Consider the following 17,290-nt stretch of genomic DNA (forward strand, 5'->3'; position numbering starts at 1 on the left):
GAAGCAGACGACCGGGTGTTCACGCACGGCTGCAAATGCTGACCTGGACCGCCCCATTCCGCGGGCGTCTCGGGGAGCTAACGCATGCCATCGAAGTTCATGCCGTCGATCAGACACACCACCTTCCGCCTCTGCGCCATCGCCGCGGGCCTCCTCGCCAGCGGCGTCGCGCTCGCGGACGCCCGGCTCGACCCGCAACTGCTGGCCCAGATGGGTACCGCGGCCAGCGCCGATCCGCTGCAGGTAGTGGTCACCTACAAGCAATCCGGACCGGTCACGGCCGACCAGCTGGCCGTGCTCGAATCGCTCGGCATCACCCGAGGCCTGACCATGCACACCCTGCCGATCGCCGGTGCGCTGGCGACACCGGCGGAGATCCGCGCACTGGCCCAGCGCGACGATGTGCTTTCGATCTGGGCCAACCGTCGCCTGACCTACCTGGACGCCGAGGCCAACGGCCTGTCCGGGGCCACGCGCACGGTGGCGAACCCGGCCGACTATCACCGCGCCATTCCGTTCAGCGGCAAGGGCGTGACGGTGGAGGTCAACGATTCGGGCATCGACGCGACGCACATGGACCTGCAATACGGCACGCACGTGGTGCAGAACACGCAGGCCGTGACCAACCTGGCCGCGCTCGACACGATGCTGCCGATCACTTACCTCGAGGGCGTGCCAAACAGCGACTGGGGTTCGGGCCACGGCACGCATTGCGCCGGCATCGTGGGCGGCAACGGCGCGCGCTCCAATGGCCTGTACGAGGGCGTGGCGCCCGACGCCGACCTGGTCGGCTATGGCTCGGGCGCCGTGCTGCTGGTGCTCGATGCGGTCGGCGGCCTGGACTACGCGGCCACCCACCAGTTCAGCTTCCGCAACCCGATCCGCGTGGTCAGCAACTCGTGGGGCAGCTCGGGCAAGTTCGATCCGGCCGATCCGGTAAACGTGGCCTCCTACGAGTTGTACAAGCGCGGCATCGTCAGCGTGTTCGCCGCCGGCAACGATGGCCCTGGCGAAGACACCCACAACCCCTACGCGCAGGCGCCCTGGGTGATATCGGTGGGCGCCAGCGAGAAGAACGGCGTGCTGACCGACTTTTCCTCGCGCGGCAAGCGCGGCGAGAGCGGCACGTTCGCCATGCCCGACGGGAAGCAGTGGACCTACGTCAACGAGCCGACCATCGTCGCGCCGGGCGTGGACATCATTTCCACCCGCGACAGCACCGGCACGCTGCCGGCGCTGGCCGCGCAGCAGGATGCCGAGGTCATTCCCGCGGCCTACCTGCCCTTCTACACGATCATGAGCGGCACCTCGATGGCCACGCCGCATGTGGCCGGCATCGTGGCGCTGATGCTGGAGGCCAATCCCGGCCTCACGCCGGCACAGGTGCGCGACATCCTGGAGCGCACTGCCACCAACATGACCGGGCGGCTGGGCTGGGAAGTCGGGGCGGGCCACGTCAACGCCTACACGGCGGTGGCCGAGGCGGCCGGCATACGCGGCGGCTTCGGCGGCACGGTGAACGCGCTGCACAGCTTCAACAGCAACGCGCTGGTCGTGCCGGGCGCTCCACCGATTCCGTTCTCGGTGGATTTCGCGCCGGTGGGCCCGGTCGGCGAGCAGAGTTTCACGGTGGGGCCGGAAGTCGCCTTCGTCAGCGCCCGCGCCACCATCGGCACCAATACCCTGGCGCTGGTGCTGATCGACCCCGACGGCGAAGAGTACGGCTCGGCGATCGCCTTGCCGGTGCTCGGCGACACCGTGACCACCGGCGCGCCGGCCAAGCCGGGGGTGTGGAAAGTGACCGTGCGCGGCATCGGCTCGGTATCGGGAACCGGCCTCGATCCGCTGGAGGTCACCAACGGCTATGGCGCGCCCGGCACGGTCACTGGCGAGGTGAGCTTCCTCAACAGCGGCGGTTACACCGGCCTGGGCGACATCGCCAACCACCCGGCGCGCGAGGCGATCGAGTTCGCCGTCGCCCATCGCCTGGTCGATGGCCTGGCCGATGGCCTCTACCATCCCGACGATCCGCTCAAGCGCCGCGACCTGGCGCGGTACCTGGTGATGGGCGCGAGCGTGCGCCAGTACCTGCCGTTCGACGGCCAGCCGAGCTTCACCGACCTCGGCACCGGCGCCGCGGCCTATCCGTTCGCCGAGTCGGCGATCGCCCCCGGCGGCGCCCTGCGCGACACCGGGCAGAGCCAGGACGGCGTGATGAACCTGTGGGGCGGCCAGTTCCATCCGACCGACAGCGTGACGCGGCTGAGCCTCGCCTACTCGCTCGTGCAGAGCCTGGCGCTGCAGGACGAGGCGCGCGCGTTCACCGGGCCGCTGACCGCGTTCTACGAAGGCCAGCGCATTCCGGTCGACGACGCCGGCACGATACCGGCCAACCTGCGCGGCTACGTGCAGCTGGCGCTGGACCGCGGCGTGATCAACGCGCGCTTCAAGCTGACCCAGGGCCCGTACGACCTGCAACCGACGCTGCACGCGTACTTCGACCCGAACAAGACCGTCACGCGGGCGGCCTACGCGGTGGCGGCCGGACGCTACATGACGCTGTACCAGAGCGGGCAGTAAACGCGGCGGTCGACCGGCGGCCAGCCTGCCGCCGGTCGATCACGCAAGGCGCTTCCGCGGATCGGAGGACTGGCCGTGGGTTGCCCCTACATCGGCCAGTCGAACGCCACGTGGGTGTTATTGAAACGCGGATCGTCCAGGCTGCCGCCCGGATGGGCCACCAGCTCGCCGGGCAGGCCTTCGACCTCCATCGGCTGGCCCTCGACGAAGCGGGCGCCGAGCGCCTGCAGTTCGACCAGCCGCTCGCACAACATGCCGGCCTGGCCTGCGTGCGCATCGGGCACGCCGCGCAGGCACAGGTCCGGACGACCAAACTTGCGCAGCCCGCGGGTGTGGATGACCGAGCGGCCGTCCTCCTCGTCCGCCTTGCGCAGGATCAGCACGTGGTTGCGCGGCGGTGCGCCGCCGGGGACCAGGTAGTGCCGGCGCCACGCCTCGGCGTCGAACAGGGTGAGGATTTGCGGATCGAGGATCGCGCTGCCGCCCACGTCCAGCAGGCCAGCGAGCGCGCCCAGCGTGTCGCGCAGGTAGTCCAGGCTTTCGCGATCGGCGAGTTCACCTCGCACCACCAGAACGTCCGGCGCGGCGCGGGCCTGCTCGAAAGCGGCCGGCGCATCCTCCTTCAGCAGCTCGCCCAGCGCGCCCTTCAGCGGATAGCCCTCCCAGCCGCGCAGCGCGTTGTGGACGAAGCGCTGCAGTGCCACGCCATCGGGCAGGCCCTGGCTCGCGTAGCGCGCGGCCGGAATCGCCAGGTCCGCGGCGAAACGGCCGAAGACGTAGAAGTGCAGCGCGATGGTTTCGTCGCTTGGCTGCCAGTACGGGCGGGGCCAGGCTTCCGGGGTTGCGGTCATGGGTGTCCTTGGGAAAGAAAGCGCCCGCCCGCCGACGTCAGGGCCGCTCGTCGAGCGGCAGCACGCTTTGCTGCAGTTCGATGCGGCCGCGACCTTCGGTGATGTGCTTGAACTCGGCGCGACTGACCGAGACATAGCGATCGTTGCCACCGATCTCAACCTGCGGGCCTTCGGTCACCGCGCGGCCCTGCTCGTCCACGCGCACCACCATGGTGGCCTTGCGGCCGGTGTGGCAGATCGTCTTGATCTCGTCCAGGTTGTCGGCCCAGGCCAGCAGGTAGCGGCTGCCCTCGAACAGCTCGCCGCGGAAATCGGTGCGCAGGCCATAGGCCAGCACCGGGATGTTGAGCCGGTCGACCACGTCCGACAGCTGCCACACCTGCGCCTTGGAGAGGAACTGCGCCTCGTCGACGAACACGCAATGCAGCGCGCCCCGTTCGGCGATGTCCTTCTCCACCAGCGCGAACAGGTCCTCGCCGGCGCTGAAGCGGCGCGCATGGGCCTTCAGGCCGATGCGCGAGGCGACCACGCCTTCGCCGTAGCGGTTGTCCAGCGCGGGCGTGAGGATCAGCGTGCGCATGCCGCGCTCGTGATAGTTGTACGCGCTCTGCAGGAGCGTGGTGGTCTTGCCGGCATTCATTGCCGAGTAATAGAAATAGAACTTGGCCATGAGGTCGGCGACGCCGGATCGGTCAGCGGAAACGCGTCATTGTAGGCGACTATTCGGCACGCGCCTGGGCCAGGCGGTAGCGGCGACCCACCCACCACTCGCGCAGGTTGCGCAGCACGCTCACGCCGTAGACGATCTTGAACACGCGCAGCCGCATGAGCACCGGCGGCGGATCGAACAGGTCGCCGGCCAACATCGAGATCACGCCCTGCTCCAGCTGCCAGGTGTTGCGCGGCGAGGAGAACATGCGACGCATCACCGGCTCGTTGAAGCGATAGATGAAGAAGGCGAAGCGCGCCATGCCCCGGCGCAGGCGCTTCTCCAGCGCCCGCTGCAGCGCCGCTTCCCGCTTCGGTTCGCGCAGCGCGCCATCGACCACCTCGACCGCGCGCTCGGCCGCGTCCATCGCCAGGAACACGCCGGAGGAAAATACCGGATCGAGGAAGGCGAACGCATCGCCGACCAGCATCCAGCCGGGGCCGGCCATCTGCCTCGAATCGTAGGAGTAGTTGCCCGCCGCGCGCACTTCGTCGATGAGCTCGGCGCCCTCCAGGCGCTGCCACAGTGCCGCGTTCTGCCTGAGCGTATCGAGCAGGAACTCCTGCGTGTCGCCGCGGCGGCGCTTGAGGTACTCCGGCCAGCACACCGCGCCCACGCTCATGCTGTCGTCCGGCAACGGGATCATCCACATCCAGCCATGGTCAAAGCGGTAGATGCTGACGTTGCCGGCGTCTTCGCCCGGGCGCCGCGCGGCGTTGCGGAAGCGGGTGAACAGCGCGGCGCTCTGGTGCTGGCGGTTCCTGCGCTTGAACTTCTTCTTCGTGGAGAGGAAGGCGTCGCGACCGCTGGCGTCGATCAGGTAGCGCGCCTCGATGGTGTAGCGCCGGCCGTCATCGGTCTTCACGTCCAGGCGCGCCTGCCGCGGCCCGGGCTGCTCGACGGCCACCACCTGCTGGCCCTCGCGCGCATCCGCCCCGCACTCGCGCGCATGGTCGTAGAGCATCTTGTCGAAGTCCTGCCGCCATACCTGGTAGCTGTGCGGGGGACTGTCGCAAAGCGCGCGGCCGAACGAGAACACGTTGTAGCCGCGCTCGTTGTCGGCCTGGAAGTCGGCGCCGGCCTTGAACACGCCCATGGCGTGCACCTTGTCCAGCACGCCCAGGCGCTCGAGCACCGGCAGGTTCATCGGCAGCAGCGATTCGCCGATGTGGAAACGCGGATGACGCTCCTTTTCCAGCGCGATCACCTTGTAGCCGCGCCGCGCCAGCAACGCGGCCGCGGTGCTGCCCGCCGGGCCGCCGCCGATGATTGCCACGTCGCACGACTCGATTGCGTTTTCCCGCTCCATCCGCGCTCCCCCGGGCGTATCCGATTGCCGCCCGATTATGGCCGATGCGCTCCGGCGCGCCAGAGGGGCTCTGCTACCATCGGCCTCCGCCCGCACCGCGCACGTTCCATGCTCAATCCGCAACAACAGGCCGCCGTCGAACATTGCGACAGCCCGCTGCTCGTGCTGGCCGGCGCCGGCTCCGGCAAGACCTCCGTGATCACCCAGAAGATCGCCTACCTGGTCCAGCGGCGGAAGCTCGCGGCCAGCCGGATCGCGGCGATCACCTTCACCAACAAGGCCGCGCGCGAGATGCGCGAGCGCGTGGGCAAGCTGGTCAGCAGCGAGGATGCCGCGGCCCTGACCGTGTGTACCTTCCACGCGCTGGGCCTTAAGTTCCTGCAGATCGAACACGCGCGCGCGGGCCTGCGTCGCGGCTTCTCGGTGCTGGACGCGGACGACAGCGAGGGCATCGTCAAGGAGCTGGCGCCCAAGGGCGTCAAGCCCGACGTGCTGTTCGGCATCCGCAACCTGCTCAGCCGCGCCAAGAACGCCGGACTCTCGCCGGAGGAGGCACTGGCCGCCGCGCGCGCGCCGCGCGAACTGGAAGCGGCGACGATCTACCAGATGTACCAGCAGCGCCTGGCCGCCTTCAACGCGGTCGACTTCGACGACCTGATCCGCCTGCCGCTGCGCATCCTCGAGTCCGATACCGAATGCCGCGAGGCCTGGCGCGAGCGCCTGCGCTACCTGCTGGTGGACGAATACCAGGACACCAACGACGCGCAGTACCGGCTGCTCAAGGTCCTGACCGGCGAGCGCGGCGGCATCACTTGCGTGGGCGACGACGACCAGTCGATCTACGCCTGGCGCGGCGCCAACCCGGAGAACATCGACCAGCTCGGCCGCGACTGGCCGAATCTGCGCGTGATCAAGCTGGAGCAGAACTACCGCTGCGGCAAGCGCATCCTGCGCGCGGCCAACCAGTTGATCGCGAACAACCCGCACCTGCACGAGAAGAAGCTCTGGAGCGAGCATCCCGAAGGCGCGCCGATCCGCGTGCTCGAGTGCAAGGAAGCCGAGCACGAGGCCGAGAAAGTGGCCGCCATCGCCACCACGCTCGCGGAAAAACACAAGGCGCGCTGGCACGACATCGCCATCCTGTACCGCGGCAACTTCCAGGCGCGCCCGCTGGAGAAGGCGCTGCGCCTGGCGCGCATTCCCTACCACCTCACCGGCGCGCTGTCCTTCCTCGACCGCGCCGAGGTGAAGGACCTGCTCTGCTACCTGCGCCTGCTGACCAACCCCAGCGACGACGCGGCGTTCCTGCGCGTGGTCAACGTGCCCAAACGCGAGGTCGGTGCGACCACGCTGGAGAAGCTTGGCCAGCTCGCCCAGTCGAAGCACTGCTCACTGCTGGAAGCCACCCGCAGCGATGCGGTGCTGCGCCAGCTCACGCCGCGACCGGCGACCGCGTTGGCCGGCTTTTCCGAGCTGCTCGACGAACTGCGCAGCGCCTCGCTGCACGAGAGCGCCGCCGACCTGGTCGAGCGCATCCTGAAGCGCACCGGCTACGCCGCGCACCTCGCCGCCAGCACACCCGACGCCGCCCTGCGCGACCGCCGCCTGGCCAACCTGCAGGAACTGGCCGACTGGTTCCGCGCGATGCAGAAGGGCAGCAGCGCCGGCGACCTCGCCGCGCAGCTGGCGCTGCTAAGCCACGCCGACCGCGACGAACCAGGCAACGCGGTGCGCATGATGACGCTGCATGCCGCCAAGGGCCTGGAGTTCCGCTTCGTCTTCATCGTCGGCTGCGAGGACGGCACGCTGCCGCACGAGGGCGCCATCGACGAGGGCCGCATCGACGAGGAGCGGCGCCTGATGTACGTGGGCATCACCCGCGCCAAGGAACTGCTCACCCTGTCCTGGTCGGCGCGCACCAAGCGCTACGGCGAGATCCACAACAACCAGCCCAGCCGCTTCCTGCACGAACTGCCCCAAGCGGACCTGCACTGGCAGGGCAAGGACCCGGAGGCGGACAAGGAAATCGTGCGCGAGACCGCGCAGTCGCACATGGCGAAGATCGCGGCCATGCTGGCGGGCAAGTGAGCCTGCGCCTGGCGGGGACGCCGGCGGCGCGTCAGAGCAGCCCTTCGCCTTCCAGCTCGCTCTTGAGATAGGCGTAGTAGATCGGCGCGGCGACCAGGCCGGCCAGGCCGAAGGCCGCTTCCATCGCGAGCATGGCGATCAGCAGCTCCCACGCGCGCGAGCGGATCTGCGTGCCGACGATGCGCGCGTTGAGGAAGTACTCCAGCTTGTGGATCAGGATCAGGAACACCAGCGCGGCGATGCCCACGCCGAGGGACACCGACAGGCCGGCGATGGTCACGGCGGTGTTGGAGATCAGGTTGCCGATCACCGGCAGCAGGCCGACCACGAAGGTCACCGCCACCAGCGTCTTGGCCAGCGGCACGTGGATGTCCATCAGCGGCAGCACGCCGATCAGGAAGATCGCGGTGAACATGGTATTGATCAGCGAGACCTTGATCTGCGCGAACACGATGTTGTGGAACGCATCGGCCAGGCGGAGGGAGCGCTGGCCCAGCGCCGCCGCCAGCGGGCCGGGCTGGTGGGTGGAGCCGGCGCTGTGGCTGAGCGCCACGATGGCGCCCAGCACCAGGCCGATGATGATGTGCGCGAAACCCCGTGCGGTGTCCTTGCCGGCCAGTTGCAGGCTGGCCGCGTGCTTGCGGGTCAGGTCGCCCGCCATCACGCGCAGCTCGTCCACGCTGTCCGGCAGCGAGCCGACCAGTGCGGACGGCAGCTGTTCGCGCGCCTTCTCCACCAGCGGCATCAGCTGCTTGTCCCACAGGTCCTGCGGGTTGCCGATCTCGCTGTGGAAGAAGCTGATCGCGCCCAGTGCCAACAGGATCAGCAGCCCGACCACCACCGCACCAATCAATGCCACCACCACCACCCGGGCACGGCGACCGGACAGGCGCCGTTCCAGCAACGGGCTGATCGTCTGCACCAGCTCATACACCAGCAGGCCGGCCAGCAGCGCCGAGAGCAGGTGCAGCCCGATCACCAGCAGCAGCGCGATGCCGGCCAGGACGTAGCTGGCGATCCGGGTGGGGCGCGAGGGCTCGCGCAGCAGGGACGGGTTCGGGGCCATGCGCCGGCACTCGGGGAGGGAAGCCCAGTCTCGCAGCAGGCCGGCCCGCCTTCCAGCCTGGCGTACACTGGCAGGCCGTTCGCGCACAAAAGGACCACGCGATGACCTCGCGCCTCCCGGCCCTGGCCGCCCTGTTCCTGCTCGCCGGCTGCACGGCTGCACCTCCGTCCCGGCCTGTGGCCTCGGCAACGCCGGCGGACGACAACCTCAATGCCACGGCCTGGGTGCAGAACGCGGTCGAGCACGATTTGATTTACCTGCAGACCTACCGGGACGCCCAGCAACGTCTGGGCTCCGCGTTGGCCGACGCACGGTGGGACGCACTCACGCCGGCCGATCGCCTCCAGTCCTCGAACGGCCTGCCGCCGGCGGTGGTGCTGGACGTGGACGAGACGGTGCTGGACAACTCGCCCTACCAGGCGCGCCTGATCCGCGCGCGCGCCCCGTTCGACCAGGCCAGCTGGGATGCCTGGTGCCGCGAGGCGCGCGCCCGCGCGCTGCCGGGCGTGGTCGCGTTCACGCGCCAGGCCGCGGCGCAGGGGATCAAGGTGATCTTCATCTCCAACCGCGACAAGGCGCTGGATGAGGCGACCCTGGCCAACCTGCGCCAGGTCGGCGTGCCGGTGGCCGGGCCCGAGGCCCTGCTGGGCCTGGGCACGACCGTGCCGGGATGCACCCAGCACGCATCGGACAAGGGCTGCCGTCGCCAGTGGGTCAGCCGCCACTACCGCGTGCTGATGCAGTTCGGCGACCAGCTGGGCGATTTCCTGGACATCCCCGAAAACACGCCCGCCGGCCGCGCGGCATCGGTCAAGCCATACCTGGACTGGATCGGCCGGCGCTGGTTCGTGCTGCCCAACCCCAGCTATGGCAGCTGGGAGCCGGCGCTGTTCGGCAATGACTGGAAACTCGCCGTGCCGGAGCGGCGCCTGCGCAAGATCGAGACGCTTCGTGTCGATTGAAATCATGTACTTGCGTCACAAAACAAAACCATTGCCTCAAGAGTCGGGTACGCGTAAGCTCTGTTCCGCCAACACCTGCTGACCTCCTAATCGCAGGCGAGGCCATTTCCCTTCCGGCTTGGCCGGATTTGCCCCGTGAGGCTCCAGGCCCGCGGGGTTTTTCTTTTTGCGGCCCGAACAGACATCCGCTTGCCGCCAGCTCGACGGGTCGCGTACGCCGGTGGGGCCATGCTTGGGCCACCCCACCCCCATGCTTCCCACGATGAGGTCCATGCGCCCTTCCCTTTTCCGACGCATCCTGCCCTGCCTTGCCCTGACTGCACTCGCCGCCTGCCAGTCGAGTGAGCACACGGCCACCTACGCTGCCAGCCAGTCGCCCGAGGCGGCCGTGCAGCAATCGATCGCACTGGTGCGCGCCGGCGATTTCGCCGGCTTCTGGCAGCACGCGCTGCCGCCGCATGACTACGCCATGCTGCGCGAAGACTGGGGCCAGGCCCGGGTCGGCGAGGCGCCGCTGACCGAGGCCGAACGCGCGCGCATCGACACCGCGCTCGAGCAACTGGCAGCGCCGGACGCCGCGGCCACGCTCGACGACCGGCTGCAGCCCTGGCTGGCCGACGTACAGGCGCGTTACGGCGACCAGTTGCCGCTGCTGGTCGGCATCGGCCGAGCGCTGGCCGGCAAGGCGATCGAGGAAGACGCGCGCCTCTCCGACACCCAGAAGCACCACGCCGTGGCGCTGGTCAATGCCCTCGGACCGTGGGCGCAGCAGGCACCCTGGTTCGACCCGGCCCGGGCGCGCCAGGCGGTCGGCGTGGTCGTCGCCACCGCACGCGAGCTGGACCTGCGCGATGCGCAGAGCCTGCGCGCGATGGATTTCGACCAGGCCATGCGCAGCTACGCCATCGGCTTCCACGGCCTCGAACGCATGCTGGCGCTGTACGGATTGCCGCTGGACGAGGCGCTGGCCTCCGCGCGCGTGGTGCCGCTGGAATACCACCCGCCCTACGCGCGCGTGCGCATCGAGTACCAGTTGGTGGGCACGCCGCTGTCGATGGAGTCGACGCTGGTGCAGCAGAACGGTCGCTGGTACGACCAGGACCTGCTCGAAAGCGTGCGCCAGGCGCATCGGTCACTGGCCGCACCGGCAGCCTCCGGCACGGTCGCGATATCGCACTGAGCGGCGTTTACGACCCACCGGCTACAATCCGCCGATGCAGAACATGACCGCGGATTCTCCCGCCCGCAGCCGCGCGCCCTGGTGGTTCAGCCTCGCCGGCCAATTGCTCGAACCCTGGGTGCGCATCCGTCGCGACCCGGCCGAACCGGCCAGCCTGCTCAAGGCCGGCGCGCCGGTGTGTTACGTGATCGAACGCGACGGCTTTTCCGACGCGTTGATCCTCGACCGCGCATGCCGCGAGGCCGGCCTGCCCGCGCCCATGCAGCCGCTGGCCGGCACCCGCCGGCGCCGTTCGGTGTTCGCGCTGGCGCGGCGCGACGGCTGGCTGCTGGGCCGCAGCCGCCAGCGCGCGCCCTACGAAACGCTCGACCAGCTGGTCCGTTCGCTGGAAGAACACCCCGGGCGCGACATCCAGATCGTGCCGGTGTCGATCTACGTCGGCCGCGCGCCGAGCCGCGACACCGGCTGGTTCCGCGTGCTGTTCTCCGAGAACTGGGTGATGGTCGGCCGCTTCCGCCGCCTGCTCGCGCTGCTGCTCAACGGCCGCGACACGGTGGTGCACTTCTCCGCGCCGGTATCGCTGCGCCAGGTGCTGGACGACGCCGGCGAGGCCAGGCCCGAGCACTTCGCACGCAAGATTGCGCGCGTGCTGCGCACGCACTTCCACCGCATCCGCGCGGCGGTGATCGGCCCGGACCTCTCGCACAAGCGCACCGTCGCCGACGCCGTGCTCAACGCCGAGCCGGTGCGCGCCGCGATCACCGCCACCGCGGCCAAGGAACGCATCTCCTACGCCAAGGCCTGGCGCCGCGCGCACAAGCTGGTGATGGAGATCGCCGCCGACTATTCGCACCCGGTGGTGCGCTCGGTGTCGTTCCTGCTGTCGAACTTCTGGAACAAGCTGTACGACGGCATCGCGATGCACCATTTCGACAAGGCCCGCGCCGCCGCGCCGGGCTACGAAGTGGTCTACGTGCCCAGCCACCGCAGCCACGCCGACTACCTGCTCTTGTCCTACCAGCTGCACGTCTCCGGCGTGGTAGTGCCGCACATCGCCGCCGGCGTGAACCTCAACCTGCCGGTGATCGGGCCGATCCTGCGCCGTGGCGGCGCGTTCTTCCTACGCCGCAGCTTCAAGGGCAACGCGCTGTACTCGGTGATCTTCAACGAGTACATGGCGCAGCTGATCGACCGCGGCGTGCCGATGGAATACTTCATCGAAGGCGGCCGCTCGCGCACCGGGCGCCTGCTCGCGCCGCGCGCGGGCCTGCTGGCGATGACCGTGCGTGCGTTCCTGCGCGCGCCGCGCCGGCCGGTGCTGTTCCAGCCGGTGTACATCGGCTACGAGAAGCTGATGGAAGGCAAGAGCTACATCGGCGAGCTTTCCGGCAAGCCGAAGGAGAAGGAATCCTTGCTTGGCCTGCTCAAGGGCCTGAAGGTACTGCGCCAGCGCTACGGCCATGTGGCGCTCAACTTCGGCGAACCGATCGAATTGAATCCGATGCTCGACGCGGCAAGCGAGCACTGGCGCACCGCCAGCGGCGATCCGGACGCCAAGCCCGAGTGGCTCGGCCGCGTGGTGGATGACCTGGCCGAACGCATCCAGGTCAACATCAACCGCGCCGCCGACGTCAATCCGATCAACCTGCTGGCGCTGGCCCTGCTGGCCACGCCCAAGCACGCGATGGCCGAGAACGACCTGCTCGCGCAGCTGGAGCTGACCCGCGCGTTGCTGGTGGAACTGCCGTACTCCGACCGCGTCACGGTCACCCCGATGGATCCGCCCTCGATCATCGCCTACGGCGAGCAGATGGGCTGGATCCGCCGCGTGCGCCACCCGCTCGGCGACGTGCTCAAGGCCGACGACGAACCGGCGGTGCTGTTGTCCTACTTCCGCAACAACGTGCTGCATCTGACCGCGACCGCGGCGTGGGTGTCCTGCTGCTTCTTGAACAACCGGCGCATGACGCGCGCCTCGATCCTGCGCCTGGGCCGCATCATCTACCCGTTCATCCAGGGCGAACTGTTCCTGCCCTGGGATTCGGACGGCTTCGTGGCACAGATGCAGGGCACGATCGATTTCTTCGTGCGTCGCGGCCTGCTGGAGTCCTCCGCCGACGGCCGCGTGCTCGAGCGCGGACCGGGCCAGGACGACGCGGCGTTCCAGCTGAAGACCATCGCGCGCAGCCTGATCCAGGCCTTCGAGCGCTACTACATCACCATCGCCGCGCTGGCCAAGAACGGCCCGCACACCACCAGCGCCGCCGAACTGGAGAACGCCTGCGCGCTCACGGCGCAGCGGTTGTCCCTGCTCAACGAGCAGACGGCGCCGGAGTTCTTCGACAAGGCGCTATTCCGCGGCTTCATCCAGAAGCTGCGCGAACAGAAGCTGTTGTGGACCGACCAGGGCGGCAAGCTCGACTACGACCGCGCGCTGGAGGACATGGTCCGCGACGCGCGGGTGATCCTGGCGCGCGAGGTGCGCCATTCGATCCTGAAGATCACCGGCGTGGATGGCGACATGGACGCCGCGCCGCCCAAGCCGGTCAGCCACGTGCCCGAGGACAGCGGCAGCGAGGACCTGCACCGGCGCCACGTCGAGGCGGAACATCACCAGCACGAGCACGAGCCGAACCGGAACGCCTGACTTCACAGGGCGGGCTTCGGCCCGCCGTCGGGAATGCGGCAACGCGCGGTAGCCCGAAACCACCCTGCAGGCTCTGGCATGATGGGCCTCCCGTTGGAGGAGGCCGCCGATGATCTGCCGTCCCGCGCTTGTCCTGGCCGTTGCACTGATCGCCGCGCCCCTCTTCGCCGCCGAGCCACCCGCGAAGGGCGCATCGATCGCGCTGCATTGCACACACCTGCTCGATCCGGCCGCCGGGAAGTTGCTGGGCGAGAGCACCGTGGTGATACGCAGCGGGCGCATCGAAGCCGTTCATGCCGGCGCGCCCGCGGCCGGCGAAGGCCAGCCGGTCGAACTGAGCCGCCAGACCTGCCTGCCCGGCCTGATCGACGCGCACACGCACCTGACCTCCGAGACCAGCCCCACCGGCTACACCGACCAGTTCCGCTGGAACACCGCCGACTACGCGATCCGCTCCACCGTGTACGCGAAACGCACGCTGCTGGCCGGCTTCACCACCGTGCGCAACCTGGGCGACAACGCCAACGAATCGATCGCCCTGCGCAACGCGATCGACGCCGGCATCGTGCCCGGCCCGCGCATCTTCACCGCCGGCATGCCGATCGGTTCGACCGGTGGCCACGCCGATCCGACCGACGGCTACCGGCAGGACCTGGCCGGCAATCCCGGACCGAAGGACGGCATCATCAACAGCGCCGCGGACGCCTGGAAAGCGGTGCGCCAGCACTACAAGGACGGCGTCGACCTCATCAAGATCATGCCCTCTGGCGGCGTGCTGGACGAAAGCGCCAGCGCCGACAATCCGCAGATGACGCTGGAGGAGATCAAGGCAGTGGTCGCCGCGGCGCACGACTACGGTTTCACCGTGGCCGCCCACGCGCACGGCGCCGAAGCGATCCGGCGCGCGGTGCTCGGTGGCGTGGATTCGATCGAGCACGGCACCTTCATGGACGATGCCGACATGAAGCTGATGAAGGAACACGGCACCTGGTATGTGCCGACCATCATCGCCGGCAAGTACGTCGAGCAGATGGCTTCGAAGCCCGGTTACTACCCGCCGCAGGTGGCGCGCAAGGCGAAGGCGGTGGGCCCGATCATCCAGGCCACCGCCGGCCGCGCCTACAAGGCCGGCGTGAAGATCGCCTTTGGCACCGACGCATCGGTGTACCCGCACGGGCAGAACGCGAAGGAGTTCGAGTACATGGTGCAGGCGGGCATGCCGCCGATGTATGCGATCCAGGCCGCCACCACGCATGCGGCCGCCTTGTTGCATAAGACCGACGAGCTGGGGCAGATCCAGTCCGGACGCCACGCCGATGTGATCGCGGTGCCGGGCAACCCGCTCGAGGACATCACCGCGCTCCAGCGCGTGAGCTTCGTGATGAAGAACGGCACGATCTACAAGCAGGACGGCAAGCCGCTGTAGCTCCCTCTCTCCTCCGGGGAGAGGGTTGGGATGAGGGTTCGGGCCTCGCGGGGGAAGTCCGCAATAGACCTTTTTCGCTTGTCGCATTTGCGATTTCCTCCGCGACTGGGCTCGCCTGCGGGCTTCCGATCGCCTGACGGCGCTCGGGTCACTTTTCTTTGCGGGCCCAAAGAAAAGTAACCAAAAGAAACGGCCTGGCGCAGCCCGGGGTGGTAAAAGAGCTAGGTGCCATCACGCCTTGCTAGGCGACTCTCTTGCTCATAGAGGAGCTGCCGCCGCTTTACCGACGGGCGCTCGGGAGCTGAGGCAAGGGAAGGTACGCGCGGATTGTGTGCGAGCGCCGCGCCCTGGCGCCCTCTCCCCTCCGGGGGGCGGGCTGGGGTGAGGGGCCAAGGCTGGCCGCGGTTCCTCGTCGGGCTTGGCAGCCATCGCTTTTTAAGTTCTCTTCGCAAAGAGAAGCGAGACGAGCACGCCTGCTCCAGGCCCTTTCGTCATGGGCACCCCGATGCGACCGAATGGCATACTCGCCTCTTCCGTCCCCGGAGAAAGACCCGCATGCGTGTGATCCCCGCCCTCGCCCTCGGCGCGCTCGTCCTGCCGCTGTCCGCCCTCGCCGCCGATCCGCATTCCTACGCGCAGCCCGCCGAAGTGCGCGTGACCCACCTGGATCTGGACCTCGCGATCGACTTCCCGCACAAGGCGCTCGACGGCACCGCCACGCTGAGCCTGGACTGGAAGAACCCGAAGGCCCCCGCGCTGGTGCTGGACACGCGCGACCTCAAGATCGCCAAGGTCGAGGGCCTGGACGCCGCCGGCCGCGCCACCGCGCTGAAGTTCGCGCTTGCGCCGCGCGACAAGGAACTGGGCAGCAAGCTCACCATCCAGGCGCCGAGGCACCCGGCGAAGGTGCGCATCGTCTACGGGACCTCGCCACAGGCTTCGGGCCTGCAGTGGCTGACCCCCGCTCAGACGGCGGACAAGAAACTGCCCTTCATGTTCTCGCAGTCCGAGTCGATCCACGCCCGTTCATGGGTCCCGCTGCAGGATTCGCCCGCGATCCGCTTTACCTACAAGGCGCACGTGAGCGCGCCCAAGGACGTGCGCGTGGTGATGAGCGCGCTCAACGATGCCAGGCATCCGCTCGACGGCGATTTCCGCTTCGACCAGCCTCACCCGATTCCCTCCTACCTGCTGGCGATCGCCGCCGGCGACATCGCGGTGAAGGAGACCGGCCCGCGCTCGGCCGTCTACGCCGAACCCTCGGTGGTCGGCAAGGCGGCGCACGAGTTCGAGGACACCGAGAAGTTGATCGAGGCGACCGAGAAGCTCTACGGGCCCTACGCCTGGGGCCGCTACGACATCCTGGTGCTGCCGCCCTCCTTCCCCTACGGCGGCATGGAAAACCCCAACATGACTTTCGCCACGCCGACCGTGCTGGTCGGCGACAAGAGCCTGGTCTCGCTGGTCTCGCATGAGCTGGCGCACTCCTGGTCGGGCAACCTGGTGACCGCCGCGAGCTGGCGCGACATCTGGCTCAACGAAGGCTTCACCACCTACGTCCAGGGCCGCATCACCGAGGCCGTCTATGGCAAGGCGCTGGCCGACGAGGAAGCGCTGCTTTCGGCGCGCGCGCTGCAGAAATCGATTGGCGAGATGCCCGAGAACTCGCAGAAGCTCGCCCCCGACCCGCGCGGCGTGGGCGCGGACGACTCGCTCTCGGACGTCGCCTACGACAAGGGCTCCTGGTTCCTGCGCACGCTGGAGCAGCGCTTCGGCCGCGCGACCTTCGACGAATGGCTCAAGGCCTACTTCCACCGCCACGCCTTCACGTCCATCACCACCGAGCAGATGCTGGCCGACATGAAGGCCAATCTGTTCGACACGCATCCGGGCAAGATGAGCTGGGACGAGGCCAGGGCCTGGATCTACCAGAGCGGCATCCCCAAGGACGCGCCGCTGCCGACCTCCGCCCGTTTCCAGGCAATCGACAAGGAGCGCGCGGACTTCCTGGCCGGCACGCTGGACGCGGGCCAGCTCGACGCCAAGGGCTGGAACACGCAGGAGTGGATGTACTTCCTCGACCGCCTGCCCGACGCGCCCTCGCTGACCAAGATGAAGCAGCTCGACGCCGCCTGGCACCTCACCGGCACGCCCAACGCCGAGATCGGCATGCGCTGGTACAGCCATGCCATTGCCGCGGGTGACAGGAACGTCTGGGAAGACGCGCGCGAACACATGACCCGCATCGGCCGCATGTACCTCACCCTGCCGGTGTACAAGGCCTTCGCCGCCACGCCTGAAGGGCTGGCCTACGCCGAGGCGGCCTACGCCAGGGCGAAGGACGGCTATCACCCGATGACCCAGGGCGCGATCGAGTCGATCCTGCGCAAGGCCAGGCAGGCGAAGAAGTAGGCCGCTCCTGCGGGGGCCCGCTTGTGGGCGATGCTTCCAGGGCATCGCCACAAGCGGGTT

11 protein-coding genes are annotated in these 17,290 nt (G+C 68.7%); 7 read left to right on the top strand and 4 right to left on the bottom strand.

Features of this window, described 5'->3' with window-relative positions; all coding sequences use genetic code 11:
* Positions 1-84: 84 nt before the first annotated feature.
* Complete coding sequence (locus tag ACFWZ4_RS11450) at positions 85-2,580, top strand: S8 family peptidase (protein WP_439704801.1); 2,496 nt, start codon at positions 85-87, stop codon at positions 2,578-2,580.
* An 86-nt stretch (positions 2,581-2,666) separates the two neighbouring features.
* Here ACFWZ4_RS11450 and ACFWZ4_RS11455 read toward each other — a convergent pair whose 3' ends face one another.
* From ACFWZ4_RS11455 to ACFWZ4_RS11465, 3 genes are read right to left on the bottom strand one after another with little or no spacing between them, the layout of a single operon-like run.
* Positions 2,667-3,431 (bottom strand): hypothetical protein, encoded by a 765-nt coding sequence (locus tag ACFWZ4_RS11455; protein WP_439704802.1) that lies wholly within the window; start codon positions 3,429-3,431, stop codon positions 2,667-2,669.
* Positions 3,432-3,468: 37 nt separating this feature from the next.
* Positions 3,469-4,101 (bottom strand): thymidine kinase, encoded by a 633-nt coding sequence (locus tag ACFWZ4_RS11460; protein WP_439704803.1) that lies wholly within the window; start codon positions 4,099-4,101, stop codon positions 3,469-3,471.
* Between the two features lie 49 nt (positions 4,102-4,150).
* Positions 4,151-5,449 (bottom strand): NAD(P)/FAD-dependent oxidoreductase, encoded by a 1,299-nt coding sequence (locus ACFWZ4_RS11465; protein ID WP_439704804.1) that lies wholly within the window; start codon positions 5,447-5,449, stop codon positions 4,151-4,153.
* Between the two features lie 108 nt (positions 5,450-5,557).
* Here ACFWZ4_RS11465 and ACFWZ4_RS11470 point away from each other — a divergent pair, with 108 nt between their 5' ends.
* Positions 5,558-7,537, top strand: a complete 1,980-nt coding sequence (locus ACFWZ4_RS11470) for a UvrD-helicase domain-containing protein (RefSeq protein ID WP_439704805.1) — start codon at positions 5,558-5,560, stop codon at positions 7,535-7,537.
* Positions 7,538-7,568: 31 nt separating this feature from the next.
* Here ACFWZ4_RS11470 and ACFWZ4_RS11475 read toward each other — a convergent pair whose 3' ends face one another.
* A complete protein-coding gene (locus tag ACFWZ4_RS11475) occupies positions 7,569-8,603 on the bottom strand; it encodes an AI-2E family transporter (RefSeq protein ID WP_439704806.1) in 1,035 nt (344 codons plus the stop codon).
* A 101-nt stretch (positions 8,604-8,704) separates the two neighbouring features.
* On the opposite strand from ACFWZ4_RS11475, the gene ACFWZ4_RS11480 reads away from it, so the two are divergent.
* From ACFWZ4_RS11480 to ACFWZ4_RS11500, 5 genes are all read left to right on the top strand, one after another.
* Positions 8,705-9,565 carry a 5'-nucleotidase, lipoprotein e(P4) family gene (locus ACFWZ4_RS11480; protein WP_439704807.1) on the top strand — a complete coding sequence of 287 codons (861 nt, stop codon included), beginning with the start codon at positions 8,705-8,707 and terminating at the stop codon, positions 9,563-9,565.
* A gap of 271 nt (positions 9,566-9,836) precedes the next feature.
* On the top strand, positions 9,837-10,745 hold the full coding sequence (locus ACFWZ4_RS11485) for a hypothetical protein (protein ID WP_439704808.1): 909 nt from the start codon (positions 9,837-9,839) through the stop codon (positions 10,743-10,745).
* 34 nt (positions 10,746-10,779) lie between these two features.
* On the top strand, positions 10,780-13,392 hold the full coding sequence (plsB, locus tag ACFWZ4_RS11490; protein ID WP_439704809.1) for a glycerol-3-phosphate 1-O-acyltransferase PlsB: 2,613 nt from the start codon (positions 10,780-10,782) through the stop codon (positions 13,390-13,392).
* Between the two features lie 109 nt (positions 13,393-13,501).
* On the top strand, positions 13,502-14,818 hold the full coding sequence (locus tag ACFWZ4_RS11495; protein ID WP_439704810.1) for an amidohydrolase family protein: 1,317 nt from the start codon (positions 13,502-13,504) through the stop codon (positions 14,816-14,818).
* A 555-nt stretch (positions 14,819-15,373) separates the two neighbouring features.
* Entirely contained in the window at positions 15,374-17,230 is a 1,857-nt protein-coding gene (locus ACFWZ4_RS11500; RefSeq protein WP_439704811.1) for a M1 family metallopeptidase, read from the top strand.
* Positions 17,231-17,290: the final 60 nt, after the last annotated feature.

It is taken from the genome of Frateuria sp. GZRe12, from assembly GCF_051900535.1.
In the GTDB taxonomy this organism is placed as follows: domain Bacteria; phylum Pseudomonadota; class Gammaproteobacteria; order Xanthomonadales; family Rhodanobacteraceae; genus Frateuria_A.